At 56.6% G+C, this 24,660-nt stretch carries 20 protein-coding genes and 1 pseudogene; 5 read left to right on the forward strand and 16 right to left on the reverse strand.

Annotation, left to right across the window (positions count from 1 at the left end; translation table 11 throughout):
• Positions 1 to 2 precede the first annotated feature (2 nt).
• The 5 genes from NL510_RS20210 to NL510_RS20230 all read right to left on the reverse strand — a co-directional run bounded on the left by NL510_RS20210 (position 3) and on the right by NL510_RS20230 (position 7,225).
• On the reverse strand, positions 3 to 5,585 hold the full coding sequence (locus NL510_RS20210) for an ATP-binding sensor histidine kinase (RefSeq protein ID WP_253379732.1): 5,583 nt from the start codon (positions 5,583 to 5,585) through the stop codon (positions 3 to 5).
• 9 nt (positions 5,586 to 5,594) lie between these two features.
• Positions 5,595 to 5,975 carry a response regulator gene (locus NL510_RS20215; protein ID WP_253379734.1) on the reverse strand — a complete coding sequence of 127 codons (381 nt, stop codon included), beginning with the start codon at positions 5,973 to 5,975 and terminating at the stop codon, positions 5,595 to 5,597.
• Between the two features lie 23 nt (positions 5,976 to 5,998).
• Positions 5,999 to 6,259 (reverse strand): XapX domain-containing protein, encoded by a 261-nt coding sequence (locus NL510_RS20220; protein WP_253379742.1) that lies wholly within the window; start codon positions 6,257 to 6,259, stop codon positions 5,999 to 6,001.
• On the reverse strand, positions 6,256 to 6,477 hold the full coding sequence (locus NL510_RS20225) for a XapX domain-containing protein (protein ID WP_253379744.1): 222 nt from the start codon (positions 6,475 to 6,477) through the stop codon (positions 6,256 to 6,258). Before NL510_RS20225 ends, NL510_RS20220 begins: the two co-directional genes overlap by 4 nt.
• A 61-nt stretch (positions 6,478 to 6,538) precedes the next feature.
• Positions 6,539 to 7,225 (reverse strand): hydrolase, encoded by a 687-nt coding sequence (locus NL510_RS20230; RefSeq protein ID WP_253379746.1) that lies wholly within the window; start codon positions 7,223 to 7,225, stop codon positions 6,539 to 6,541.
• A gap of 239 nt (positions 7,226 to 7,464) precedes the next feature.
• On the opposite strand from NL510_RS20230, the gene NL510_RS20235 reads away from it, so the two are divergent.
• The 4 genes from NL510_RS20235 to NL510_RS20250 are packed head-to-tail and all read left to right on the forward strand — an operon-like array spanning position 7,465 to position 12,211.
• Entirely contained in the window at positions 7,465 to 9,336 is a 1,872-nt protein-coding gene (locus NL510_RS20235; RefSeq protein ID WP_253379748.1) for an amidohydrolase, read from the forward strand.
• Entirely contained in the window at positions 9,336 to 9,743 is a 408-nt protein-coding gene (locus NL510_RS20240) for a DoxX family protein (protein ID WP_253379750.1), read from the forward strand. Before NL510_RS20235 ends, NL510_RS20240 begins: the two co-directional genes overlap by 1 nt.
• Positions 9,740 to 11,359, forward strand: a complete 1,620-nt coding sequence (locus NL510_RS20245; RefSeq protein WP_253379752.1) for an MFS transporter — start codon at positions 9,740 to 9,742, stop codon at positions 11,357 to 11,359. Before NL510_RS20240 ends, NL510_RS20245 begins: the two co-directional genes overlap by 4 nt.
• Positions 11,360 to 11,389: 30 nt before the next feature.
• The gene (locus NL510_RS20250; protein WP_253379754.1) at positions 11,390 to 12,211 is read left to right on the forward strand and encodes an alpha/beta fold hydrolase; all 822 of its coding nucleotides are present in this window, start codon (positions 11,390 to 11,392) and stop codon (positions 12,209 to 12,211) included.
• Between the two features lie 329 nt (positions 12,212 to 12,540).
• Here the strand turns inward: NL510_RS20250 and NL510_RS20255 are convergent.
• Together NL510_RS20255 and NL510_RS20260 are read right to left on the reverse strand one after the other, a co-directional pair.
• Positions 12,541 to 13,293, reverse strand: a pseudogene (locus NL510_RS20255) (MFS transporter); the annotation flags it as partial.
• A 42-nt stretch (positions 13,294 to 13,335) separates the two neighbouring features.
• The gene (locus NL510_RS20260; protein ID WP_253379756.1) at positions 13,336 to 14,427 is read right to left on the reverse strand and encodes a cellulase family glycosylhydrolase; all 1,092 of its coding nucleotides are present in this window, start codon (positions 14,425 to 14,427) and stop codon (positions 13,336 to 13,338) included.
• Between the two features lie 185 nt (positions 14,428 to 14,612).
• Between NL510_RS20260 and NL510_RS20265 the strand changes: the two genes are divergently transcribed.
• Positions 14,613 to 15,623: a LacI family DNA-binding transcriptional regulator gene (locus tag NL510_RS20265; protein WP_253379758.1), complete on the forward strand. Its 1,011-nt coding sequence runs from the start codon at positions 14,613 to 14,615 to the stop codon at positions 15,621 to 15,623.
• A 49-nt stretch (positions 15,624 to 15,672) separates the two neighbouring features.
• Here NL510_RS20265 and NL510_RS20270 read toward each other — a convergent pair whose 3' ends face one another.
• The 9 genes from NL510_RS20270 to NL510_RS20310 are packed head-to-tail and all read right to left on the reverse strand — an operon-like array spanning position 15,673 to position 24,657.
• The gene (locus NL510_RS20270) at positions 15,673 to 16,674 is read right to left on the reverse strand and encodes a YcdU family protein (RefSeq protein ID WP_253379760.1); all 1,002 of its coding nucleotides are present in this window, start codon (positions 16,672 to 16,674) and stop codon (positions 15,673 to 15,675) included.
• A 4-nt stretch (positions 16,675 to 16,678) separates the two neighbouring features.
• Complete coding sequence (locus NL510_RS20275; RefSeq protein WP_253379762.1) at positions 16,679 to 17,617, reverse strand: ACP S-malonyltransferase; 939 nt, start codon at positions 17,615 to 17,617, stop codon at positions 16,679 to 16,681.
• 10 nt (positions 17,618 to 17,627) lie between these two features.
• A complete protein-coding gene (locus tag NL510_RS20280; RefSeq protein ID WP_253379764.1) occupies positions 17,628 to 19,016 on the reverse strand; it encodes a hypothetical protein in 1,389 nt (462 codons plus the stop codon).
• The gene (locus NL510_RS20285) at positions 19,013 to 19,801 is read right to left on the reverse strand and encodes an outer membrane lipoprotein-sorting protein (RefSeq protein WP_253379767.1); all 789 of its coding nucleotides are present in this window, start codon (positions 19,799 to 19,801) and stop codon (positions 19,013 to 19,015) included. The genes NL510_RS20280 and NL510_RS20285 overlap by 4 nt, the downstream gene beginning before the upstream one ends.
• Before the next feature lie 9 nt (positions 19,802 to 19,810).
• Positions 19,811 to 21,121, reverse strand: a complete 1,311-nt coding sequence (locus NL510_RS20290; protein WP_253379769.1) for an ABC transporter permease — start codon at positions 21,119 to 21,121, stop codon at positions 19,811 to 19,813.
• Complete coding sequence (locus tag NL510_RS20295) at positions 21,122 to 21,769, reverse strand: hypothetical protein (RefSeq protein WP_253379771.1); 648 nt, start codon at positions 21,767 to 21,769, stop codon at positions 21,122 to 21,124.
• Positions 21,753 to 22,460, reverse strand: coding sequence for an ABC transporter ATP-binding protein (locus NL510_RS20300; RefSeq protein ID WP_253379773.1), 708 nt, complete (start codon positions 22,458 to 22,460; stop codon positions 21,753 to 21,755). Before NL510_RS20300 ends, NL510_RS20295 begins: the two co-directional genes overlap by 17 nt.
• 10 nt (positions 22,461 to 22,470) lie before the next feature.
• The gene (locus NL510_RS20305; protein WP_253379776.1) at positions 22,471 to 23,421 is read right to left on the reverse strand and encodes an ATP-binding protein; all 951 of its coding nucleotides are present in this window, start codon (positions 23,419 to 23,421) and stop codon (positions 22,471 to 22,473) included.
• A gap of 18 nt (positions 23,422 to 23,439) precedes the next feature.
• Positions 23,440 to 24,657, reverse strand: a complete 1,218-nt coding sequence (locus NL510_RS20310) for a beta-ketoacyl synthase N-terminal-like domain-containing protein (protein ID WP_253379778.1) — start codon at positions 24,655 to 24,657, stop codon at positions 23,440 to 23,442.
• Between the last annotated feature and the right edge of the window lie 3 nt (positions 24,658 to 24,660).

A 24,660-nucleotide genomic window follows, 5' to 3' on the forward strand; every position in this document is an offset into this window, starting at 1 on the left:
CCCTACACCTCTTTTCCGGCCAGGGGCAACGCAAAGGTAAACACCGTGCCATGCGGCTCCCGGCGATGCGCGCTCAGCTTCCCCCGGTGGCGTTCAATAATACTGGCGCTGATGGTCAGCCCCATCCCCATTCCCTGCGCCTTGGTAGAATAGAAGGAGTCAAAAATGCGCTCGGTAAGCCCGGCGTCAATGCCGCTGCCGGTATCGGCAATCTCGACGCTCACCTTCCCGTCGGTATTGCGGGTAGTGAGGGTAATGATGCTGGCGCGATCTTTACTCTCGGCCATCGCCTCCACCGCATTCATCACCAGATTGAGTAGCACCTGCTGGATCTGTACGCTATCGCCGATGATAATGCAGTCCTCAGCCTGCAGCAGATAATCCACGCTTATTTGGCGCTGCTCCAGTTCGCTGCGCGAAAGGGCAATGATGTGGTGGATCAGGTAGTGCAGATCGATCCGCGAGAAAGTGGGATCCTGCTTGCGCGTCAGGGACTGAATGCTGCGGATGATCTCCCCTGCCCGCGCCCCTTCGGCGGCGATCTCCTCCAGCCCTTCCCGCACCTTATCCAGCCGGGCGGGTTCCCGGTTGAGCCAGCGCAAGCTCGCCCCGGCATTGGAAACAATCGACATCAGCGGCTGGTTGATCTCATGGGCGATGGACGAGGTCAGTTGCCCTACCGTGGTGGCGCGCGACACGCGTGCCAGGTCGGCCTGCGCCACCCGCATGGCAACTTCCGCCGCCCGCTGGCTGGTAATATCCGAGATAATGCCGTAATACTCATTCACCTCACTGCCGACGCCCACCGGATCGCCAATCCCGTGGATATAGCGAACCGACCCATCGGCACGGATGACACGAAATTCCGCGCGCATCGACAGCCCTTCACGCACGCTTTGGGTCACGAGGGCGCTGATCCGCGCATAATCATCCTGATGCACAAAGGTGAGAAACTCCGCCATGGAGATCATTTTTTGCTGCTCGGGCAGGCCAAGAATGCGGGCATATTCCTCGGAAATAAACATCAGATCCTGCACCAGCTCCCAGCGCCAACTGCCGGTATGGCTGATCTGTTCGCCGAGCATCAGGGAGGTCTGGCTCGATCGCAGCTCCTTTTCCACGCGTCGACGCTGAATGTTCTCCGCCAACAGTTCCGCGTACAGACGCGCCGTCTCCAGCGATACCGCCGCCTGCGCGCCCAGCAGACTCACTACCCGGGAATCCTCGGCGGTAAAGACTTCCGGCATCAGCCGGTTTTCCAGATACAGCACCCCCACCAGCCGCGCCTGCTTGAACATCGGAACGCACATCACCGCCGCCCCGGAGGTAACCAGATACGGATCCTGGCTGAAGGGGTGAAACTCCGCCGGCTTGCCGGTGCGGATCTCCTGGCCGGTACGGATCACCGCGGCCAGTACAGACAGGGGCATATCGGTCGCCACCGGAACGTCTTTGAGGATCTTAACCCGCACGCCGTCGGTAGCGGTCCACGCGCTGGCTTCAATCTCCGGAACAGCGTTCTCACCTACACGAAGCAACAAGCCGCGCTGCGCGCCGGCCCGCTCAAGCAGCAGCGTCATCAGGTTTTCAATTAAACGCTCAAGGTTAATTTCTTCAGACAGCGCGCGCGACGCTTTGATGACGCTCTGCAGGTCGCGGATTACTGCGTTCTGGGCGAAAGAGACCCTGTCATAAGCGCTGGTCTGGCCGCACGCCAGCAGGTGCGGAAAATCCTGTTCAATCTGGCGCACTTTTGCCTGCGACCCGGCGCGCCCCCAGGCGGCAATCGCGCCGCGGAAGTGGGCATCCGCAGCGGTCTGGTAACCGCTCGACAGCGCAAAACGGCCCGCCAGCTCATGTGCCAATGCGTTCATCGGGTTAAATCCGCCCTCTCTTGAGAGCCGCACCGCCTTCTCATACTGCTCGAGGGCGATGCTGTTCATCCCGTCAAGCCGGACAATTTCGGCATAGATCAGCGCCTCTTTATCGGCAAACGTTTCCGGATTAATGCGCGCCCAGAGGGCGATTTTGTCATAGTGGTAATGAATGCTGCGACGATAATCCGCCGAGAAGGTATCCGGCGTCAGTTGCCTTGAAAGCGCCAGGGCGCTGTAAAGATGAAAATCCAGCAGATGGATATGGCCCGGTGCAGACCACGCGTACCAGCCCGCCATCTCCAGATCGGCCTGCGCGTCGGCATACTCCCCACAGGTAAAGTGCGCCATGCCGCGATACAGCCAGTACCAGAAAAGCATGGTCGAAGTCTGCTCCGGCGCCTGCTCTGGCGGCGCGGGCAGTAGCGCCTCTGGCAGCATCAGCGATGCGCTCCATGTGCCGTTAACCGGGGTGCGCAAAAACTCGACGTAATGGCGCTGGACCATCAGGATCGACTCCACGTCCTGGAAGTGGATTTTGCGCACAAAGGCCAGACCGCGATCGATACTGGTCAGTACGCCGTCAAGATGGTCGCCGCGCGAGAGGAAGTTAATAATCTGGTGACAGGCGGCAAAGCAGGCGACAGTCATATCGCCGTGGGTCACCGCGGCGGTAAAGCACGATTTCGCACACTCGATGGTGAACGACAGCGGCTGGGTCCAGACGCTAAGCTGATCGAGCGGCAGCAGCGTTTTGGCCTCGAAGGCGTCATAGCCGTGGCGCTGCACCAGATCGCGGGCCAACGTACCGTACTGGAATCCGAGACGGTACTCGCCGTAGCGATGACCAATCAATACGCCAAACCAGGCCATCGCCGTGGTAGATGCGCCGGTGATCCCGCGATCGAGGGTTAAATGCATCATGCGGCAGAGCAGCAAAAAGTGCAGGCGCGGGCAGGTGAAGCTGGCGAATATGCTGGCGCTGTAGAGCAGACTCATCACCGCTTCGGTTTCATCATGCTGCATTAGCGCGAGCTGAGCGTACGGGTTATGCGGCGCATCGCCGACGCGATGACAGAACGCCTGCCAGGCCTCATCACACTCGGCGTTTGTCGGGTATCGGCTGACCTGAATACCAAAGACGCCCAGCCAGCAGAGTGCGGCCTCCAGCGCCAGGCGGGTATCCGACTGACGCATATAGACCTCCGCCAGCAGGTTCGCGGCCCGCGCTTTTTCGGTCAGCTCCCCCGGTGAGCCGAGGATCGCATCGCACAGCTCACGGGTGCGCTCCAGATGACCCAGAGCGAATTCACACGCCGCCTCTTCACTGTCGAGCATAAAATCGGAGACCATGCCGCCATTCCCCAGCGCTCTGGCCGTCTGGATATAGCTCAGCGCCGACGGGTAATCACCCGTGCGCTTCGCGCGCCGCGCGGCCAGCAGGCTCAGTTCGCGGAACATCTGACGCTGCGGCGCGGGCTGAATGCAGTCCAGCGCGGCGGTGACGTGATGCACTGCCCGGAACAGCACCTCATTTCCCGCCGCCTGACGCGCGGTATCGGCCAGCAGGCTGGCGGTTGTCAGGTGGAGATGGCTTTTCTCGCTGTCATCCAGCAGAGCAAAAGCCGCTTCCTGAACCCTGTCGTGGGTAAAGGCGTACTCTTTTTCCGTCAGCACAATCAACTGGGCCACCACCGCCGGGTGAAGCGCATAGCGGATCTCCGCCACCGAAATGCCTACTACGCGGCACAGCATCTCCAGCTCGCCAGTGCAACCGAGACAGGCAATACTGCCCAGCAGGCGGCGCGTCGCCTCGGGCATCTCTTCAAGCTGTTCCAGCACCAGCGTAACGACGTTTTCAGTGTAATGGCGGGCGCGGATGGCCTGCAGATCGTACTGCCACCTATCCTGATATTTGTTATGGATGACCAGCCCGTCATCCACGATGCGGCGGAAAAACTCATGCACGAAAAGCGGGTTCCCCCCGGTCTTTTCATGAATAAGTATCGCCAGATCAGTCGTCGTCGCGCTACGGGCGCGGAATACCGTGCCCAGCCAGCGCGCCACCGCCTTAACCGACAGCGGTTGCGGCGTAATGCCAACCACGTTCTGCGCGCTTTCCGCCAGGCTCTCCAGCTGGTTTTGTAAGACGGTATCGGACAGCGAGCCGATATCGCGATGGGCCACCACCACCAGCAGAGGAATGGCGCCACAGGTCACCAGCAGGTGCTTAAGCGTCTGGAGGCTGGCAGCGTCGCTCCACTGGAGATCGTCGAGCAGTAACACCAGCGGGCAGCCCTGTGAAGCGAAAGTTTTAACCAGCGCCAGCACCATATGGCTGAAGCGCGCCCGGGCATCGATGGAAAACGTATCCGCCGAGAAGCGGGGTTTACTCTCAAGCAGCAGGCTCAGCTCGGGCACCAGACTCACCGCCAGCTCTTCGTAGCCTTCGAGGGCGCGCGAGAGGCGGATTTTCCACGTTGCAACCTCTTCTGTCGGCAGCCCCAGCAGATGTAGCGTCAGGGAGCGAAACGCCGAGCTTAAAACGCCGTAAGGCAGCGAGGGGGAAAACTGATCGACTTTGCCCACCGCCAGCAGCACGTTACGCTGCTGCAGTGTTTTAAGCGCCGTGGCGATGATCGAGGACTTGCCTATCCCCGACGGTCCTCCGATCAACACCAGTTCGGGGACAATATTGCGCTCCACCCGCCCGAACGCGGCGATCACCTCGCCTGCCTGCGGGTGGGCGGCGAACAGCGAGTCCCTCAGATGAATGGCCGGGGTCCGGTCCTGCTGGCCGGGGGTAAAATCAGCAATTCCACCTTCGGCTGTCAGCGTCGCCTGGCAGCGTCGAAGGTCAGCAATCAGCCCGTCGACCGTCTGATAACGGTGCTCAGGATTTTTCTCCAGCAGCTTGAGGATAATAGTCGACAGCATGCCCGGCACGTCCGGGCGCACCACGCCGGGGGCCAGTGGCGCAGAGGCAATATGGTAATGCGCCCAGTTAATCTGCTCATCTGCGCCCAGCTCAAACGGCAGGCGTCCGGTCAACAGTTCATACAGCACCATGCCAAGGCTATAGAGATCGCTGCGGCTATCCACGGCACGCTGGGTACGCGAGGTATGCTCCGGCGACATATAGGCGGGCGTACCGCCAGAAACGACAAGCCGACCGGGGTCAACGGCCCCGGACCTCCCGCTGGAGAGGCCAAAGTTGCCCAACCGACAGGTGGCGTCGTGATGAACAAAGATAGTGCCGGGTTTGATATCGCCGTGGATCAGCTTTTGCAGATGCATCTGGCGCAGAGGAGCGCAGATACGAATAGCCAGCTCAATAAACCGCGTAATCCCCGAAATCGCCTTACCCGCCCGGCGCGCCAGTAAATCAAACACAAACGGCGCATAGACCAGCGCGAAACGCCCCCGGTACTGCGTAGAGGCAACGGCGCGAATAGCCCAGCTCTCCTGTAACTGGTCGCGCAAGGCGAATTCATTTTTGAGCAGGCGGGTCGCCCGTTCTTCTTCATCATCGCTGACCGCGGTGGCAATAATAAATGAGCCACCGGAATGGGGATGCCGCGCGTTCATCCAGGCGATCCCTCCTTCCTGTGCCAGCACGGTAAAAATCACATCCTCTTTCAGCACAAAAGCCCGCCCTTCATGGAGATCCCCCTGGGCGGGCCAAAATGCAGGCAGCTCGTTTTCATTCATCGGCGATCCTTATTGTCGGCGGGCCAGCTCCCGCTGAATGTGATCCAGCAGAATATCGATGTTAATGGGCTTACGCAAAAATGCAGCGGCGCCCAGACTAAGAGCATACCGCTGCATATTTTCATCAGCATGACCGGAGATAAAAAGCACGGGCGGAGGCGGCAGCGCCAACAGCCGCAGCTTTTCGAACAGCTCCAGCCCGCTCATACCGCGTAGCTTAATGTCCGTTATCACCAGCGCGGCGTCCGACAGCGCAAGAGGATGGCTCAGAAACACCTCTGCCGAATCAAAGGTATCGGTCGCATACCCTTCCGACTGCAGCAGGTTGCTTAACCCACTGCGCACAGAACGTTCGTCATCAATGATGGCAATACGCCACGCCAGCGTCATGCTGTCTTTCCTCACACAAATCATTAAGCGTCGCGGCTTTCCTTCGCAGGCGCAGGGGGCGCAGTGCCACTGATTTTCGGTACACATTCGTGACGAAACCAGGCAAGCGTAAAGGGTTCGCGGCTGATGATGCGCCGTCCCACCGGGATCAGTTGTTCGCCCACCAGCATGCCGAACAACCCAAGCAGGGCCACCACCGGCGGTGCCGGTGAATGGACGTTAAGCAGGGCGTAAATTACCCCAGCCATTACGCCGCACACCAGCGAAATTATCCATGCCTTCATGATGATGCTCCTGCCTGATGCTGCACGTGAGGCGCCGTAACCTGCATCTGCGCGGGGGTATCGCGGGATAAAAGATGTCGCATCGCCTGCTCGCCCGCCAGCATACCCAGCAGACCCATCAGCGCCAGCGCGGGCGGCGCGGGTGAGCGCACCTTCAGCGCGGCATACAGCAGGCCAATCAGCACGCCTGCCGCAAGGGATATCAACCCTGTACTCATTGTCAGCTCCAGAAAAACTGTCAGCGGCAGGCTGGATGAGGAACCCGCCCGCCGCCGGGACTTAGCGGGCCGGAACCGGCGCTAAGGTACGGTGTTCGCTCTTCTGGCGCGACGGCGATTTGTGCACCATGGTGTAGGCATAATCCACGCCCATACCGTAGGCGCCGGAGTGCTCGCGCACGATATCCATCACCGCGGTGTAGGTCTCTTTATGCGCCCAGTCGCGCTGCCACTCCAGCATTACCTGCTGCCAGGTTACCGGGATCACGCCCGCCTGAATCATGCGCTGCATCGCGAAATCGTGAGCCTCTTTAGAGGTGCCGCCGGAGGCATCCGCCACCATATAGATCTCGTAATCCCCTTCCAGCATTGCGCACAGCGCAAAGCTGTTGTTGCACACTTCGGTCCACAGGCCCGCGACCACCACTTTCTTCTTGCCGTTCGCTTTCAGCGCATCACGCACCTTCTGGTCATCCCAGGAGTTCATCGACGTGCGCTCAAGGATGTCCTGGCCCGGGAACACGTCCAGCAGCTCTGGATAGGTGTTACCGGAGAAGCTTTCGGTCTCAACGGTGGTGATGATGGTCGGAATGTTGAACACCTTCGCCGCCTTTGCCAGCGCCACGGTGTTATTTTTCAGCACCTGGCGGTCAATAGACTGCACGCCAAACGCCATCTGTGGCTGGTGGTCGATAAAGATTATCTGACAGTTCGCAGGGGTTAAGACTTCGAGCTTTGAAGTGGTCATAGGATTATCCAGTGAGGTTAAAGGAATGAACACCGCCGCGAATCGCGCGGCGATAAAGTCGCAAGCATCCTATGCCCCCTGGTCAACCCGGCGTAATTATCTCTTCGTATAGTTAACCTAAGGTATAGGTATACTTTAGTATAGCTATACTTTGGTATACCTATCCTATTGTATAACTGGATCTTTCCCGAAAGCGGTTCCCATAATCCTGACCATTCCCCTCTTAGTCTGGAGCAGTTATGGTTACCCTCGGTAAAGCCTGTCTCATTCTGGTTAACGGCCAGTTTCACACCGTCGATCGCGAAAATCCGCTTGCGGAAGCTGTGGCCGTGCGCGATGGCAAATTTCTTGCAGTCGGTAGCGTCGCCGAGGTGATGCAACACCACTGCGATGGCACTAAAGTGGTTGATCTGAAAGGCCATACCGTCATTCCCGGCCTGAACGATTCCCACCTGCACCTGATCCGTGGCGGACTGAACTATAACCTTGAACTGCGCTGGGAAGGTGTACCCTCGCTGGCGGATGCCCTGCGGATGTTGAAAGAGCAGGCGCTGCGTACCCCATCGCCCCAGTGGGTACGCGTGGTGGGCGGCTGGAGCGAATTCCAGTTTGCCGAGCGCCGTATGCCAACACTTAGTGAGATCAACGACGCCGCACCGGACACCCCGGTCTTTATTCTGCACCTGTATGACCGCGCCCTGCTCAACCGTGCGGCGCTGAAGATGGTCGGCTATACCAAAGACACGCCCAATCCGCCGGGCGGCGAGATCCAGCGCGATGCCAACGGCAACCCGACCGGGATGCTGATTGCCCGTCCGAACGCCATGATTTTGTACGCCACGCTGGCCAAAGGGCCGACGCTGCCACTGGAACAGCAGGTTAACTCCACACGCCAGTTTATGCGCGAGCTGAACCGCCTGGGGCTGACCAGCGCCATCGACGCGGGCGGCGGTTTCCAGAACTACCCCGAAGATTACGAGGTGATTGCCGAGCTGCACGAGAAAAAGCAGATGACCCTGCGCATCGCCTACAACCTGTTTACCCAGCGGCCGGGCCACGAGCTGGAAGACTTTGAGAAGTGGACCGACATGCTCACGCCAGGCCAGGGCAGCGACTTTTTCCGCCACAACGGCGCGGGCGAGATGCTGGTGTTCTCCGCGGCGGATTTTGAAGATTTCCTCGAACCGCGCCCGGATCTGGCGCCGGGTATGGAAGATGAGCTGGAGCGCGTGGTGCGCCATCTGGTTGAACACCGCTGGCCGTTCCGCCTGCACGCCACCTATAACGAATCTATCAGCCGCATGCTGGACGTGTTCGAAAAAGTTAACCGTGATATTCCGTTCAACGGTCTGCACTGGTTCTTCGACCATGCCGAAACCGTGTCGCAGGCCAACATCGACCGCATCAAAGAGCTGGGCGGCGGCATTGCCGTACAGCACCGCATGGCTTTCCAGGGCGAATATTTCGCCGAACGTTACGGCATCGACGCCACCCGCCATACCCCGCCGGTGGCGAAAATGCTCGAGACCGGCGTGCCGGTGGGCTTAGGGACAGACGCCACCCGCGTGGCGAGCTATAACCCGTGGACGGCGCTCTACTGGCTGGTTTCTGGCCGTACCGTCGGCGGCATGCAGATGTACGATCACAGCGCCCGTCTGGATCGCGACACCGCCCTGATGCTCTGGACCCAGGGCAGCGCGTGGTTCTCCAGCGAGCAGAATAAAAAAGGGCAGATCAAAGCCGGGCAACTTGCCGATCTGGCCGTCCTCAGCAAAGACTACTTCCGTGTGCCGGAAGAAGAGATCAAAGGGATTGAGTCCGTCCTCACCGTGGTTAACGGCGATATCGTCTATGCCGCTGGCACTTTCGGCCCGATCGCACCGCCTGCCATCCCGGTACTGCCCGAGTGGTCGCCAGTGGTAAAAGTGCCAGGCCACTACCGTAGCGCGCCACCGCAGGCGGCACGCGTGGGCATCAACGCCCTCCACCACTGCAGCGGCCCGTGCGGCGTACACCGCCATCAGCATGATTTTGCGCGCACCTCTGAGATGCCGGTATCGGACGATAATGCTTTCTGGGGGGCGCTGGGCTGCAGCTGCTTTGCATTCTGATGAAAAATACCGTTGCTTCGCCGCGCATCAATTCGGGGCTATTGTTCCTGCGCCTGACCGGTAGCCTGCTGTTGCTCTACGTTCATGGGCTGCCAAAGGTGTTCCACTTTAGTGAAGAGCTGACGCGCATCGAAGATCCGTTTGGCTTCGGCCCATATATGAGCCTGATCCCGGCGATCGTCGCCGAGGTGCTCTGCCCGCTGTTGATCATTCTCGGCGTCAGCACACGCCTGGCCTGCCTGGCAATTATCGCCGTGCTGCTGGTGGCGATGCTAGCGGTGCACCCGAACTGGTCGATTGCCGAAGGGCAGTTTGGCTGGCTGCTGCTGATCATCTTCACCACCCTTGCCATTACCGGTCCGGGCCAGTGGAGCCTTGAACGTAAAGTCGCGGAGAGGTTCGCATGACCCAGGTTAACGACGTTCATGATGCGCATATCGAGCCAATACCCGCGCAGACGGTCTCATCCTGGCAGCCGCTGAGCCAGCCGGTGTTCCGTATGTTGTGGATAGCCACGGTGGTCTCGAACGTCGGCTCGTGGATGAGCGACGTCGGCATAAACTGGAGCATGCTAACGCTCAGCGCCGACCCGCTGGATATCGCGCTGGTGCAGGCGGCAAGCAGTCTGCCGATGTTCCTCTTCGCCCTGCCGTCCGGGGTGATGGCCGATATCGTCGACCGCCGTAAATACCTGCTGTTCTCCCAACTGTGGGTGTTTATTGCCGCCGCCGGGATCACGGTCCTCTCCTTTACCGGCCATGTTACCCCCACCGTATTGCTGGTGGCGACGTTTATGCTGAGCGTGGGTGCGGCCATGAGTTCACCGCCGTTTCAGGCGATAGTGCCGGATCTGGTGAGCAAGCCGGAGCTGGGGGCCGCCGTGGCGCTTAACTCGCTGGGGGTGAACATCAGCCGGGCGATTGGTCCTGCCCTGGGCGGCTTTTTGCTGTCGCTGGCCGGGCCGTGGATGGTGTTTGCCCTTAACGCGCTGTCGGTGATGGGGGTGGCGTGGGTACTGTGGCGCTGGCGTCCGGCGCCGTCGGTGCAGCGTCTGCCGCCAGAGCATTTCTTTTCTGCGGTCCGCTCCGGCATTCGCTACGTTCACGCCGCGCCGGTGCTGCGCAACGTGCTGATCCGCACCCTGGCCTTTTTTGTCTTCGCCAGCGCGGGCTGGGCCTTACTGCCGCTGGTCGCCCGCCGCGAACTGGGGCTAGGCCCGGCGGGTTATGGCGTGATGCTGGCGTGTATTGGCCTGGGCGCAATCACCGGGGCGATCCTGCTGCCGCGCCTGCGTCAGCGGCTGAACGCCGACCGGCTGATGGTTGCCGCCAGCCTGACGTTTGCGATCGCTATGCTGGCGCTGGCGTTCGTGCGCCATTTCTGGCTGCTCAACCTGTTTGAGTTCTTCACCGGCTTCGCGTGGATAGCGGTGCTGTCGACCCTGAACCTCGGTGCCCAGCGCAGTGCGGCACGCTGGGTTAAAGCCCGCGCGCTGGCGGTGTATCTGACCGTGTTCTTCGGTTCAATGACCGCAGGCAGCGCCGTCTGGGGGCAACTTGCTTCGCAGTTTGGCACTCCGACTTCGCTGGTTGTTGCTACGCTTGGCATGGTGCTGGCGAGCGCCACCGCGTTGGTCTGGCCCCTGGAGAAAGATCCTGATTTAAATCTCGACCTGAGCGGCCAACCGCTGGACGGCAGCGAGATTGATCTGCCCAACGAGCGTGGCCCGGTGCTGGTCTCGCATGAGTACATTATCGACCTGCAAAACACAAAACCCTTTTTGCAGGCCGTGCACGAACTGCGCCGGGTGCGGCGTCGCGCCGGGGCGATGAGCTGGGCGATATACGAAGATATCGAACGTCCAGGTCTGTTTATCGAGACGTTCCTGATGGGGTCCTGGATTGAGCATCTTCGCCAGCAGGAACGCCACACCATGAATGACCTCCTGCTGCAAAGCCGCGTTCTGGCGTTTCATCAGGGCACAACATCACCGGCCATTCGCTATCTGGTCGTGCCGGTATAAACATAACAATCACCTGTCGAGGTACACACTATGGCAACGTTTAAGGCAAAAGACGGCACGCAGATTTATTACAAAGACTATGGCGCGGGCAAACCGATTCTCTTCAGCCACGGCTGGCCGCTGGATGCGGACATGTGGGACAGCCAGCTAAACTATCTGGCAGAGCGCGGCTTTCGCGCCATCGCCTTCGACCGTCGCGGCTTTGGCCGTTCCGATCAGCCGTGGACCGGCTACGATTACGACACCTTTGCCTCAGACATTAACGAGCTGATCGCCATCCTGGATCTGCACGACGTGACGCTGGTGGGCTTTTCCATGGGTGGCGGCGACGTGACGCGCTACATCAACAACTACGGTAGCGCCCGCGTGGCCGGTCTGGCGCTGCTGGGGGCGGTAACGCCAATTTTTGGCCAATCCGACAGTTACCCGCAGGGTGTGGATCAAGGCGTATTTAATGGAATTCGCGACGGTTTGCGTAAAGATCGCGCCCAGTTTATCAGCGACTTCGCGACGCCGTTCTACGGTACCAACGCCGGACAGACCGTTTCTGCGGGCGCCCTGACCCAGACGCTGAACATCGCCCTGCTGGCTTCACTGAAAGGCACCATCGACTGCGTGACCGCCTTCGCTGAAACCGACTTCCGCCCGGACATGGCGAAAATCGACGTGCCGACGCTGGTCATTCACGGCAGCAACGACCAGATCGTGCCGTTTGAAACCACCGGCAAGGTGGCGGCAGAGATGATTAAAAACGCCACGCTGAAGGTGTACGACAACGCGCCGCACGGCTTCGCGCTGACCCACCAGGATCAGCTCAACGAAGATCTGCTGGGGTTTGTGAAGTCGCTGTAAATTCCCGGGGCTGCGCGCCAGCAGGCGTCAGCCTTATCTTATTTAATTTACACCGCGCATGAGAAAGAATTTAGCTTACAATATTTTCTGAGTATAAACGGATTTATAGTTCTCGTATTAGCGGTGGTCATAATACTGGCCGCATCGTATGACTGATTGCTCCTGCTTTTACACAAATTATCACTGGCGTAAAAATTTTCTCACCGGGAAACATTCAGCATATTTGCCCTGCGCAAATCAATTATCTCAGGCCCCTGAGCCTAAACACTACGCCAGAAGATGTTGACGAATATGATCATCGCATAAAACGGTTACAAAACACCGCAATAAAAGAGACCGCCCGCGACGTTATGGAACACGCAGAAAAAGAACGACAGCAGGACGATAAACAGCGGCTTGTTCTGACGCAGGTTATGGAAGGTGTCGCGCATCGTCACCTTTTCCGGGCTCGGCGGCACGCGCTCTTTAATCTGCATAAAGCCGTTAAGCATCAGCGGCAGGCCCACCAGCATCATTACCAGCGCCGCCATAAAGTAGCCTTTGTCGCTGCTGTGCTGGGCGAAAAACGCCGCCAGTTTCGGGAAGAAGATATTGGCGCAGGCGATCCCGGCGTTCACCCCGAGCATCGCCGCCGTCACCGCCCGGGTGCGCTGGCCGGAGTCGTTGGTCATTACCGACGACATCGACCAGAACGGGATATCGGAGATGGCGTACAGCGTCCCCCACAGGATGTAGGTCACCCCGGCGTAGAGGATTTTGGTGGTCATGTCCGCTTCGATTTTATAGAACGCCATCAGGGTGACGCCGGTGATCAGCAGCGGCGCAATCAGTAAAAAGTGACGAAATTTGCCAAACCGGCTGTTAATAGTGTCCATGATGCTGGCAAACAGTGGGTCGTGAACTGCATCCCACGCGCGAGCAATCAGGAATATAGTGCTCGCCGCGAGCGCCGAGATCCCCAGCACATCGGTATAAAAATAGTTAATAAACGAACCCACTAAACCAAAGCTAAAACACTGACCTAAACCATAGCCAAAGTAAGACCACAACTCGCGAGACGGTATTTTCATTGTCATTGCCATAGTGCGTACCTGGTTGCCCGGCGGTTGCGCGCCGGGTCGTTATTACTCGCCCTGCACGTTCGGGGCGATCCTGCGAAGCTTCTGCATCAGCGCGATTTCAGCGCGCGAGAACGGAATGCCGTTCTCTTCGAACACGTCGTGGAACCACATGCGGCAGTAGTCCGGAGACGTCTTCATCACCACCGGCCACGGCAGCCAGGTCTGGGTTTTACCGCGCACCAGCCCCCACTGATACGGCGCGACCTTCGCCATGTACATCAGCGGGAGCTGCTCTTCGATGGTACCGCCCACATGGCGCGCCAGCCATTCGGTGCAGAAGATCGGGCGGCCCAGCGCCTGAAGCTGCTGGATAATCGCCGTCATACGCCCGGTGTTGGTGTAGGCGTGATAGCTCACCACATCCGACAGTTCCAGCGCGGTCTGGTCCAGCGGATGCTGATAAAACGTCTCGCCCTCCTCTTCCGCCGGCAGGCGCCACGCGCAGACGGTGAGCGGTTGAGCAGGATCTTCTTCACGTACCCATCGGAATGCCAGCGTCATCAGCTCGTGGGCGCAGGTCTCCAGCGTCTCGTCGTACAGCACCTCTTGCGTACCCGTCGCGAAAATGCCACGGTTGCCCGGCTCGTTATACAGATCCCACAGCAATACGCGCTTATCCTCGCGGAACTGGCGCACAACGTCACGGATGTAGCGCTCAATCTGCGGCCAGCAGTCGCGATCGCACACTTTATCGCGCCCCGGGCTCGCCGCCGCCTGGCTGTTGTGCTTGCCCGGTACGGGCGGCTTTTGCGGGCCGAGGTATGGCTCATCGCCGGAGAAGCCGCAGTCGTCCATCAGGGTCAGCATGGTGCTAAAGCCATGGTTATCGGCAATCGTCAAAAACCGGTCAATGCGCGCCATCAGCCCGTCGCGGTCGTGCTCCCAGACGATAAACGGCAGGTTGATGCGCAGAGTGTTATAGCCCGCGTCCGCCGCCCAGCCCAGCTCGCGGTCGATGGTGCCGGCATCGAAGGTCTCTTCCTGCCAGATGTCCGTCCAGTTCACCGCCGTCGACGGCAAATAGTTAAACCCGCACAGCCAGCCTTTTTGCTGGTACCACGCCTGGGCGTGTTCTCTGCTCCATTGCTCTTTCATTACGCATCCTCTTACTGATAAAATTTAGCTAATAAATATTAGCTGCAGGATAAATGCGCAAATTGCGGCGCTAAGAAAAGCGATGGCCCTCACAAAGTTCACGCTTCGATGAATGAGAAACGTGATCGACGGCGCTAAAGCATGCGGTTAGGGTATGATGCGAAGACGCGAGAGGGAGAGGACGGATGAAGCGCAAAACAAAAGTGACAATGAACGATATCGCGCGGGCGGCGGGCGTGTCGCAGGCGACGGTATCGCTGGTGCTCAACCAGTCACGTAACATCAAGCTCAGCGACGACACCCGCCAGCGGGTCATCAACATAGCGACGGAACTGGGATACGACCGCCTGCCGCCCGTTCACGCGCCGCGCAACCAGGAGGAGATCGCCCTGCTGGTGAGCTCCCTGCAAAGCTACGACCCGTTTATCGACGCCATCAGCCAGGCGCGAGAAGCCGCGTGGCGCAACGAAACATTGCTCACCGTCTACGACTATGGCGACAACGTGGAGCTGGCGCTGAACATTATCCGCCAACTGGACAAGCGCAACTGCATCGGGATTATTCTCGCCTCTTCGGTGACAAACGTTGTCGACATGAGGCCTTTTCAGGACTGCACCCGCATTCCGCTGGTACTGCTTAACCAGCGCGACCCCGGCTCGCCGCTACTGGCGTCGTTTATTCCGGACGACTTCGCCAACGCTTTTCAGGTGACGAAACACCTGATCGCCTGCGGGGCAACGCGCATCGCTCATATCACCGGTGAAAGCTGGATGGAGGCCACGCGCCAGCGTCTGGCAGGCTACCAGGCCGCGCTGCAACAGGCGGGGTTATCCTGTGATGAGAGCCTGGTGCGCCAGACCAACTGGCAGTTCAGCGAAGCCTTTATAGCCACCACGGCCCTGCTGGAACTGCCCGAACGCCCGGACGCCATCTTCTGCGCCAGCGACTGGCTGGCGATTGGTTGCTACCAGGCTCTGGCGGCGAACGGCGTTCGCATCCCGCAGGAGATGCTGCTGGCAGGCTATGACGACCAGAAAATTTCCGAGCAGCTCACCCCGCCGTTGACCAGCATTCAGTTGCCTTACAGCGAACTGGGACGGCTGGCGGTGGAGTACCTGTGTCATCAGGAAGATGTCGTCACCCACGTCACGCTGGCGGGCAGGCTGCAGGTGCGGGCATCAAGTCGCAGAGCCTGAGGCGCATATTGTTCAACCAGAATAGGCACCGCCACGGCTTCTCACCCGCTTACCATAGCGCAGTTTGTCTTCTGATCTCATCCCAGCGAAGGCACATATCGCATGACATCATAAAATCGTTGTGCCATTTCCACCTCGCATGCAGGGCGTAATAGGCCAGACAAGGCGCATAGCAGAGCAGGAAATAGGCTTCGAACCACAGCGACCATCCTGTCAGCGTCACCACAAGCCCGACCAATACCAACCATACAAACTCAATGACCAGCAGAAGCGCCAGCCTCAGCCACAGCGGTTTTGCATTGAGCGTACGCCACGGAATAGATTGCGAGAAATAAAGATCGACCTCATTCATGAACAGATGCCCAAGAAAGATATAGCGTTTAGTAAAACGTAAAAACAGCAGATTTATCGCCAGCACCACCGCACATAATATCAGCATGGTGATAATCGCGTTGAGCGTAAAATAATGCCCGGAGAGATCGAACTCTGCACTGTTTCCGAGCGGCGCGATGGTCAGTAAATTCATCATGACGGACATAACAACCGCCACCGCCAGATAACCGGTAAGGCGCTTATATTTAAGAGTATCTCTCGCGCTGGCAATGATCTGCTTTATATAAACAGGGCGCAGCAGGGCAACGATCCCCCAAATAAGCAGCGGGGCCACAATCACGATTGCGGCCAGCGCCACGCCCGGCGGCACAAGAGAAAGGAGCGCCCAGCTCAACCCGCTAAACAGCAGCGCGGCCAGCGCCAGAACCGTAAAGGGAGAAAAGAGAAAACCTTTTCTTACTTTGCTCTCAGCGTTGAGAAAGCAGCTCAAATCAACATTTTTGACCACGCATTTATAGGCCCAGTACGCCCTGAGATCGGCAATAAACCCATAGAGCACCAGGGCTAAAATTCCGCTCACGCACCAGGCATCCTTAGGTGAGAACGAGAAACCGGTATTTTTCCAGTAAAACCCCAGCAGGATCAGCGTGACAATATAGATAAAAAGAAGGTTCCTTTTATCCTGAAACCGAATAAACGTTAAATAATCAGGGATCATAGCGCTACCGTGACATCTCGAGTGCTTTTCTGCAGTGAAGGACAGGGGACGTTGTCCCCCCGGGAAAATCATTCAGCATCTGGCCCAGATAGGGTTTATTGCTCATTTCAACAACGTGCGGCCGCCTGTGGTGATGTAAAAAGTACGACAGCGTATCGCGCCATTTCACCGTATGGGTCAAATGCAGCGCCAGATTTTCTTTGATTTGCTCATGAGCATATTCAGGCCGGGCCGTCACGTTCATCAACACCTCATGTTCCGGCGTGCTGATGGGCTGCCCGGCCAGGAAATCGCGCATCGGCTGAACGCCCTCCGCCATCAAGCGCGTATGCCATGCGCCACTCACGCCGAGCTTAATCGGGTTATAGCCGTCACTGAGCAAAATTCTGGTGAAATCCTTTAGCGCGGACGGCGTGCCGCCAATCACCTGCTGAAGCGGGGTGTTATCGCAGCTGATATCCAGCGCTATTTCCGAACGGGCGATCGTCTCTGCGAGCCGCGTATGTGTAATGCCCTTGAGAGCCAGCATCGAACCTTTATGAACGTTGCTTACCGCATCCATATTGCTGGCGCGAAAATGGATCGTGCGAAACAGCGTCTCCAGCGAGAATGCCCCGGCAGCATAGAGGGCGCTATATTCCCCCACGCTATGCCCACAGGAGCCGATAATCGGCATGCCGGTGAAACGTTCCCGCCACAGGCTGAACAGCGACACATTAATGGCCGTCACCGCCATCTGCTGTACTGGCGTTTGAATCAACTTATTCATCGGACCCCGCAGACAAAGCCTGCGAAGATCCCAGCCGGAAATATCGCTGGCACAATCCCAGATCCGTTTGGTTGTGGCATGACTATCCCACAGGTCGCTTCCCATTCCGATCTCTGGATTTCCCTGTCCGGAAAAAAGCAGTATCACGGGCTGTTGCGTATTATTAAGCGTCATCGTTATCTCCTTATAAATAATATTTCAGTCCAACATACATACCGACGGCTTCACCAAAGAGTGCGAACTCAGACTCTGCCCCGCCCAGTGCGGCATAAATTCCGCTAAAGGCTTCGAGATTGTTGCTTACGGCGCTCAGCGGGGTGCTGACGTGAAGGCCGGCCAGGCTACTGGTGTCGACAAGATTGAGTACCAGGTACGGCTGCAACCTTATCTGCCCCCCCGCCTGCAGGCTGGCCCAGGCGTTAAGATAATGTTTCCCCTGCAACATGCCTTTATTACCGGTATTACTGATTTCAGACGACATGAGGTATTTATACGAATCGAACCCCCTGTCCAGCGGATCGAAGCCGGTGCGGGTATTGAGAAAGCGCACCAGTTCACGTTGCTTTTGCCACTGCGATCGGGAATATCCTTCGCTCTGAAAATAATATTCCAGCCCGTAAAGAGAGAAGTTATCGGTGGTATATTCCCCTCCCGCAGCCACCTCTACGCCCGGCTTATCCTCTGCGCTGTAGAGCGAGGAAGGAAACTGATAGCGCTCCAGTTCCTGCCGCTTTTGATCGGAGAGGTGTCGCCAGCGCTGTCCGCGGTGAAACGCCACTTCCCCTTTAAAGGTCACCTGAGGCGTATACGTGAAGCTATCGGAAAACGCCAGCGACTGAGCATCCCCGAGCAGAACACGTACGCCAGGAGTATGGTCGCGAAACTGATGCGATGAGTAGCTCAACAGCCAGGCTTCACTGCTGTTTCCACGCTGGGTATCAGACCAGGCGCTGGACGAGAGATAGCGTTTATCAATCGTCGAAAGCTTCGGTACGACGCTCAGCGATAACGCCTGCTCCCGATCCTCCGCCGACAGGGTTGCCGCCCAGGGGGAGGTCTGATACGCCGATCTCAGCTGAGGGTCATAAAGACGCGTGGGTTTGAAGCCTGCGTAGTACTGGCTAATGAGACCGGCAGGCGAGCGCAGGAAAAAGAGTCCCGGCTTCGGTTTGAGCTTACCTATCTCAAGCTGCATCTGGTCAGAGATGCTGTACACCACGCGCAATTTTTCGAGGATCGCCCGTGAGCGGCGATCGCTCTCTTCAAACGTGCCTAACGGGCGAGCGCCATACCAGGTCAGCCCGTAGAGCGAGAAATCCAGGTTCAGAACGTTGTCGACAAGCGCGCAATTGCTGGCAATGTTGATCCCCGCATCGTTAAAAAAATGGTTTCGGGTGTAGGGGTTTTTGCCCTCAATCTGCCACAACGAGGTCTGCCTCTTGACGTAAGACATCTGCTCAAACAGCGTCACCGTGGCATTTTGTGCAACATCAGTCCCGGATAAGCAATCGGCCAGCAGAGTGAAGGGCGCGCATGACAGGGCCAGCGTTATCCGCGCCAGCGCCTGTTTCATTGCACACCTCGCATAATGGACTCACGGGTGAACCAGGATTCAGGCAGTGATTCCAGGCGGATATCACTGTATTCCATCACGGAATACCGTTTACCGTTGCGGGTATCCTGAACCACAATTTTGGTCGGGCGCATTTTGCCCAGCACCGGTTGGAAATCATGGTACGTTACCTCTTTAAACAATTGATTATCCAGAGAGTAATACGCGGCCTTATACGGACGGTTGTCCCCCTCTTTCTCGACGTAATAGAGGATTTTTGGCCAGGTTGCCTCGGCGGATTTGCGTTCGAGCATCAGCGAATAACAGACTTTATCGCCACAGGGGACGTCTCCCTGCAGGGCGGCGCGATAGGCGTATTCAAAATTGGTGACAATCACGTCACCATTGGCTATCTGCCCAATGAGCCGCTGTTGTGGCGAAACCGGAACGGGACGGCGCAGTTCTGGCGTATAGAACCACAGCGCATATCCGTCCGAGAACAGCACTTTACCTCTGTCCCGCGGCGGATAGATTAACCGCGCCAGAGAACGCGCATCCGCTTTTGTATCGCCATCCGGCTTAATAAAGCGCATGGAAACATCAAGGATCTGTTTATTTTTAGGCTGCGTCTCGCCAGCCTGATATTCGTTAATCGTCAGGGTATAGCGGAAAGGCTTATTCGGGGAGCGAACCTCATCAGCCCGCCTGATTATCTCCAGCGCGTTTTCATCCACAGGCGAGGAATAAGCCAGGCTCGAAAAAACAGATAAACATAACAGTAGCGTGGTACGAACCTTGCTCAACATATCGCTTCCTTACGAGAATTTAAACGCATCCGAAATAGTCAACCGCGAGGCACGCAGGGCGGGCAGTACCGAGGCGCCGGTTGCCGTTAATATGGGCAGTACCAGCGTTATCCAGTTAAGCGCCAGGCTATCCGTTTTAATAAATGCCGTATATCCCTGGGATTGCCCCGGTGACGCTGGCATGGCAATTCCCTGAAGATTAATGACCGTCGCAATGGCGTAACCGACCGCAAGGCTTCCGGCAGCCCCTATCATGCCGATGAAAATACCCTCTAATAAAAAAAGTCGCGTGACGTGCAACGGTTTTAAACCAATCGCTCTGAGCGTGGTAATTTCCCGGGTGCGCTCAATAATATTCATCATCATGGCATTGCCAATCATAAAGATGACAATCAGGCTGACGATGAGCTTAATAAAGAAATAGATCCCGGAGAGTAACCCTTCAACCTGCTGATAAAACAGCGAGACCTCTTTCCACTCCTTCACGATCAGCGGCAGGTTGTGTTGGGAAATAAACTGACGTAGCCTGTCGCAGAAGGCTGACGTATCATCCTCATTAAGCAGGATCAGGATTTTGTTCACGCCGTCGGTCCCCATCATACGTTGCGCAGTATCAAGCGGGATTTTCATTGCGACATCATCGTAATCTTTAATGCCAGACTGAAATACGCCGCGCAGCTTGAGGGATAATGCTCCTTGCCCGCCATGGGCGTTAACCACCAGTACGTCGAGCCAGTCGTCGTAATGGGCATTGAGCGTTTTCGCCAGTCCGCTGCCGAGGGTAATTTCATTGGTTTTTACCCGCGAAAGGTCGCTGCCGGAAATGAGCTTATCAAACGCGCCCAGCTTTAATGCCGGTAATGGCTCCACGCCCAGCGCAGAAAAATAGCTCGAGGTTTCGCTCTCGTACTGGGAGATCACCCCGGAGAACTCCAACTGTCCGGAGAGGGTGGAAATATGCTTCGCCAGTTCCGGTTCGCTGAGGATCGCCTCTTTTAACGCCTGATAATCATCAATAAGGCTATTATTTTTATTCGAGGTCTCAAAATAGTTATTTTTGTAGATCTGAATATGCCCAATGTTGGTGCGAATGGTTTGCTCTTTCAGGATCCAGAATGAGTAATCGATAAAACCGCCGTACAGAAATATCGATATCCCTCCCAGCATAATTGCGGCAAGGGTAGAAAACGATCGCCGCTTGTGGCGAAAAAGATTTAAAAATGCAAACTTCACGTCCCGCGTGCGATAGCATGCGCACCACAGAACAAAAAGTAGAATGCCGATAACAACCACAGTGGCTAAAACCATTTGCCAGATCATTTATTTCCCTTTCACCAGTGGTAACAATATCTGAGTGACTTCGTGTATATCCCATTCCGGTGCGCTACCTGATTCCAGCGCCGCAGCCGCGTCGGGATCCTGTTTTTGAATTTCCGTTAGCAATGTTTTCGCCTGCTGTGGCTGTTTACAACTGAGCAGCGCGCGATAACGCATCCCTTTAATATGCGCTACCAGTCCAACGCTGAACGCCGAAGGGGTATTTAACAGCGCAGCGGTATCGTTGAGCGTTATCACGCAACGCCCTAAATCAGAGGCCAGCCATGCATCCACCCGTGCGCGCAAATAGCGCACTCTCGGGTTGTCTTCATGTAACTCGACGGCCTCATCAAGGTAGAAAAAGCCGGTTTTAGCGTATTCTGACGCCCGAATGAGATCGTTGGTCGCCAGAAAACGATCGGCCTGGCGGAGCATGCCGTAGGCGTAAAACACCAGCGAAAGGGGGTTGTTAGTGCTGCGGTATTCAGTAAATAGCGCCTGAGTGACCTCAGCCAACGCGCCTGGCTGGGCCGGAAACCCGTGTTGAATGACCTGTTCAGCCACCGGGTAAGTCGACGCCCTGACGGGTGCGCCCCACAGCAGGTACAACGCACAAGCGCACAGCAGAAAAAAATTACCGTTGCGAATCATGGACTAATACTCCATCTTTAATTTCAACCACCCGCCTTGCGCGTGCTTTTAGCTGGCTCGAGTGCGTAGAGATAATAAACGTGGTCTGGGTCTCCTGATTAATTTTCAGCAGCAGATCCACAATGGCCTCCCCCGTTGCCAGGTCGAGATTACCGGTAGGTTCATCGGCGATGACAATCTGCGGTGCGTGCGCCAGCGCTCTGGCAATGGCTACCCGCTGCTGTTGCCCGCCGGAAAGCTGTCCCGGCTTACGCGCCGTAAATGCGGCCAGGCCGACGCTGTCAATAAACTGCAGCGCCCGGGCTTTGGCCTCGCGTTTACTGATGTGCCCGTTTAATACCAGGGGGAAATAGACGTTATCAAAGACGTTCAGCACAGGGATTAAATTAAAAAACTGAAAGATAAACCCTAAATGCTTCCCGCGGATCGTCGATAGCTGCTCTTCACTCAGGTTATTGAGCAATTTATTCAGCAACAGCACGGTACCGCCGCTGGGTTTATCAATCCCGGACAAAATATTCAGCAGCGTGCTTTTACCACTGCCGGATGGCCCGCACAGGGCCAGGAAGTCACCTTTAGCGACGTCCAGGCTGATATTTTTTAATGCATCGACTTTGCCGTCACCCTCGCCATAGTGCTTATAGATATTATTTAACGAGAGCATGGGCAGCTCTTTGATTATATTGCTCATAGCGTTGTCGTTAATCCTTGCAATAATCGATGTCGAAATAGCTGTAACCCAACACATTATCCGCAACGACGGTTCTGATATTTTCTGTTGCAGAGGCGTGCTGCTTTATCCACGCGAAGCTCAGTGCAGGCGTCAGACAGCCACTGGCGCCGTAGGTCTCTACCAGGTTGAGGCACTTTTCTTCAGGCAGCGCTGAACGCTGCAGCAGCTCGGTGCGTAAGCCGGCAAAAGCAATGCGTCCAGCCTCTCGGGTATTCTGCAGCGTTTGCGTCATCTGATACTGTCCGCCGCTGACCTTTATCGCGCTTTCCTGACGGCTGAAAATAAAGCAGCCGGTACGTTCGACGGTTAAATTGACTTTATCGGCTTTGCCACGCTGTTTTTCTCTGCGTGACAGAGGGCGGTCCTCGTCAGAAAATACCAGGATTGGGATAGCCCGGTACGCGGCACAGATCACAACAAAATCAAAAACATCCCAGCTCAGGTAATCTTGCGCCAGAGAGATAGCCTGCATAAAAGCCTGCTTTTCACCGCGAATTTTGCAGGTGGGCCCGTTAACGGCGAAGCGTTTGACCAGGTTCTTTGGCAGTGTATCTATTGTCGAAATATGCAGAGCGCTGGCAATATTCTCAAACGGCCCCGACTCGCCCCATGAATCAACATAGATAAACGCCGTCCGGCGTTTCAGTAATCTCATGCGCTCCCTGGCGGGCATCGCCAGCAGGGCTTCATCCGCAGACTGTTCCATCGCCTCAAGGTATTTTTGATACTGAGGATTTCGGATCATCTCTCCAGCATATAGTCCAGGCTCGGTGCCAAAGCGTTTCAGCCCCCAGCCGTTTGCGTGGGAAGCGTATAGCCCCTTGTTATATAAGTGCGCCTCCCAGGCATTGAGCCAGCTTGGCTGATAGAAATAAAATGGCGCTTCTGGCTCAACAATCGAAAATGACGATAAATACATATGACCTTCCATGTTCGTCTACCGCCCTGAATGACTATCAGACATCACCACACCAATAACCGAACCATCCACGCCGATCCCCATTTTCAGGAGATGAGATTGGGTAGGGTTTGTGACCTCGCGATTAACCCACACTTGCTGCGCAACGGTATTAATAATGGCGTCATTGCCGACGGGAGAAATAATTTCTCGTCGGGAGAGCGTGTGATGCCCGATAATTAAATCAATAATACCCGAGCCGGTAGAGGTATAGCCTATCTGGCCTTTGTAGGCGAGAACGGGAATACAGCGCCCTTCGCTAAATATCGCGATGGCTTTCGCTTCGGCTTTATCACTAACGGAAGAACCGTTCCCGTGAGGAATAATCGCACACAGTTGTTCTGCACTGAGTTGCGCTTTTTGCATCGCCTGCTGCATCACTTTCACGATACTGGTACTGAGCCATGAACTGTCATTGCTTCTTCCCGAGCCGATCTGCATATAGGTACTTTGTAAACGTATTCCACCGTTGTGCTGGCGCGCGCGGCGGTGGCGGGCGCTTTCGAGCAGCAGCACGCTAAACCCTTCCGCAAACAATACCCCTTTACTGTGCTCGCCAAAGGGCTGTACAAGATCACTATCCAACATCGACTGGGTAGTAAGAAACCAGAGATCCTGGGTTTTAATTTTGGAACTGTTCACCACCAGCACCAGATCGACACCGTTATGCTCAATGGCCTGACAGCCAAAATGTACCGCCGTCAACGATGAATTGCTGGTGCAGTTCATATTCGGGGGTAAATAGCGCAGCCGGTATTGACGGGCAAGGTGGCCTGCCAGACGATCCTGCGACATATTCTCAACGTGCAACTTCATTAATGATTTTGACAGATGAATATCTTCAATATCATTTTTGTTATAGAAGCTTTTATATGCCATACCGTCGACCCGTGGGCCGAGACCGGTCAAATAAACCCGCACGTTGGCCCCGGCCAGACAGTGCGCATCCAGCTCTGCCTGGCCGAGCGCGTCGTCGATCAGGCGAAAGAGCAGGTCTACTGCGCTATCATCCGTATGATCCAGCGTGGCTACCAGTTTATTCCCGCTAAATCCACACGTTATGGCCTCATCGTCAGACCTGAACCAACCCTTTTTTTCCACACGCATTCCCCGCTTCAGGTTGTGAATAAGCTGAGGGCTGTCTTTGGCAAAGGGTAAACAGGAACTGAACCCTGAAATGATAGCGGCATTGTCCACAAT

Origin of the sequence: unidentified bacterial endosymbiont (genome assembly GCF_918797525.1) — a bacterium.
GTDB lineage: Bacteria > Pseudomonadota > Gammaproteobacteria > Enterobacterales > Enterobacteriaceae > Enterobacter.

Coding starts and splice junctions, on each gene's coding strand:
- NL510_RS20210 (WP_253379732.1), bottom strand. CDS start 5,585: ATGAATGAAAACGAGCTGCCTGCATTTTGGCCCGCCCAGGGGGATCTC.
- NL510_RS20215 (WP_253379734.1), bottom strand. CDS start 5,975: ATGACGCTGGCGTGGCGTATTGCCATCATTGATGACGAACGTTCTGTG.
- NL510_RS20220 (WP_253379742.1), bottom strand. CDS start 6,259: ATGAAGGCATGGATAATTTCGCTGGTGTGCGGCGTAATGGCTGGGGTA.
- NL510_RS20225 (WP_253379744.1), bottom strand. CDS start 6,477: ATGAGTACAGGGTTGATATCCCTTGCGGCAGGCGTGCTGATTGGCCTG.
- NL510_RS20230 (WP_253379746.1), bottom strand. CDS start 7,225: ATGACCACTTCAAAGCTCGAAGTCTTAACCCCTGCGAACTGTCAGATA.
- NL510_RS20235 (WP_253379748.1), top strand. CDS start 7,465: ATGGTTACCCTCGGTAAAGCCTGTCTCATTCTGGTTAACGGCCAGTTT.
- NL510_RS20240 (WP_253379750.1), top strand. CDS start 9,336: ATGAAAAATACCGTTGCTTCGCCGCGCATCAATTCGGGGCTATTGTTC.
- NL510_RS20245 (WP_253379752.1), top strand. CDS start 9,740: ATGACCCAGGTTAACGACGTTCATGATGCGCATATCGAGCCAATACCC.
- NL510_RS20250 (WP_253379754.1), top strand. CDS start 11,390: ATGGCAACGTTTAAGGCAAAAGACGGCACGCAGATTTATTACAAAGAC.
- NL510_RS20260 (WP_253379756.1), bottom strand. CDS start 14,427: ATGAAAGAGCAATGGAGCAGAGAACACGCCCAGGCGTGGTACCAGCAA.
- NL510_RS20265 (WP_253379758.1), top strand. CDS start 14,613: ATGAAGCGCAAAACAAAAGTGACAATGAACGATATCGCGCGGGCGGCG.
- NL510_RS20270 (WP_253379760.1), bottom strand. CDS start 16,674: ATGATCCCTGATTATTTAACGTTTATTCGGTTTCAGGATAAAAGGAAC.
- NL510_RS20275 (WP_253379762.1), bottom strand. CDS start 17,617: ATGACGCTTAATAATACGCAACAGCCCGTGATACTGCTTTTTTCCGGA.
- NL510_RS20280 (WP_253379764.1), bottom strand. CDS start 19,016: ATGAAACAGGCGCTGGCGCGGATAACGCTGGCCCTGTCATGCGCGCCC.
- NL510_RS20285 (WP_253379767.1), bottom strand. CDS start 19,801: ATGTTGAGCAAGGTTCGTACCACGCTACTGTTATGTTTATCTGTTTTT.
- NL510_RS20290 (WP_253379769.1), bottom strand. CDS start 21,121: ATGATCTGGCAAATGGTTTTAGCCACTGTGGTTGTTATCGGCATTCTA.
- NL510_RS20295 (WP_253379771.1), bottom strand. CDS start 21,769: ATGATTCGCAACGGTAATTTTTTTCTGCTGTGCGCTTGTGCGTTGTAC.
- NL510_RS20300 (WP_253379773.1), bottom strand. CDS start 22,460: ATGAGCAATATAATCAAAGAGCTGCCCATGCTCTCGTTAAATAATATC.
- NL510_RS20305 (WP_253379776.1), bottom strand. CDS start 23,421: ATGTATTTATCGTCATTTTCGATTGTTGAGCCAGAAGCGCCATTTTAT.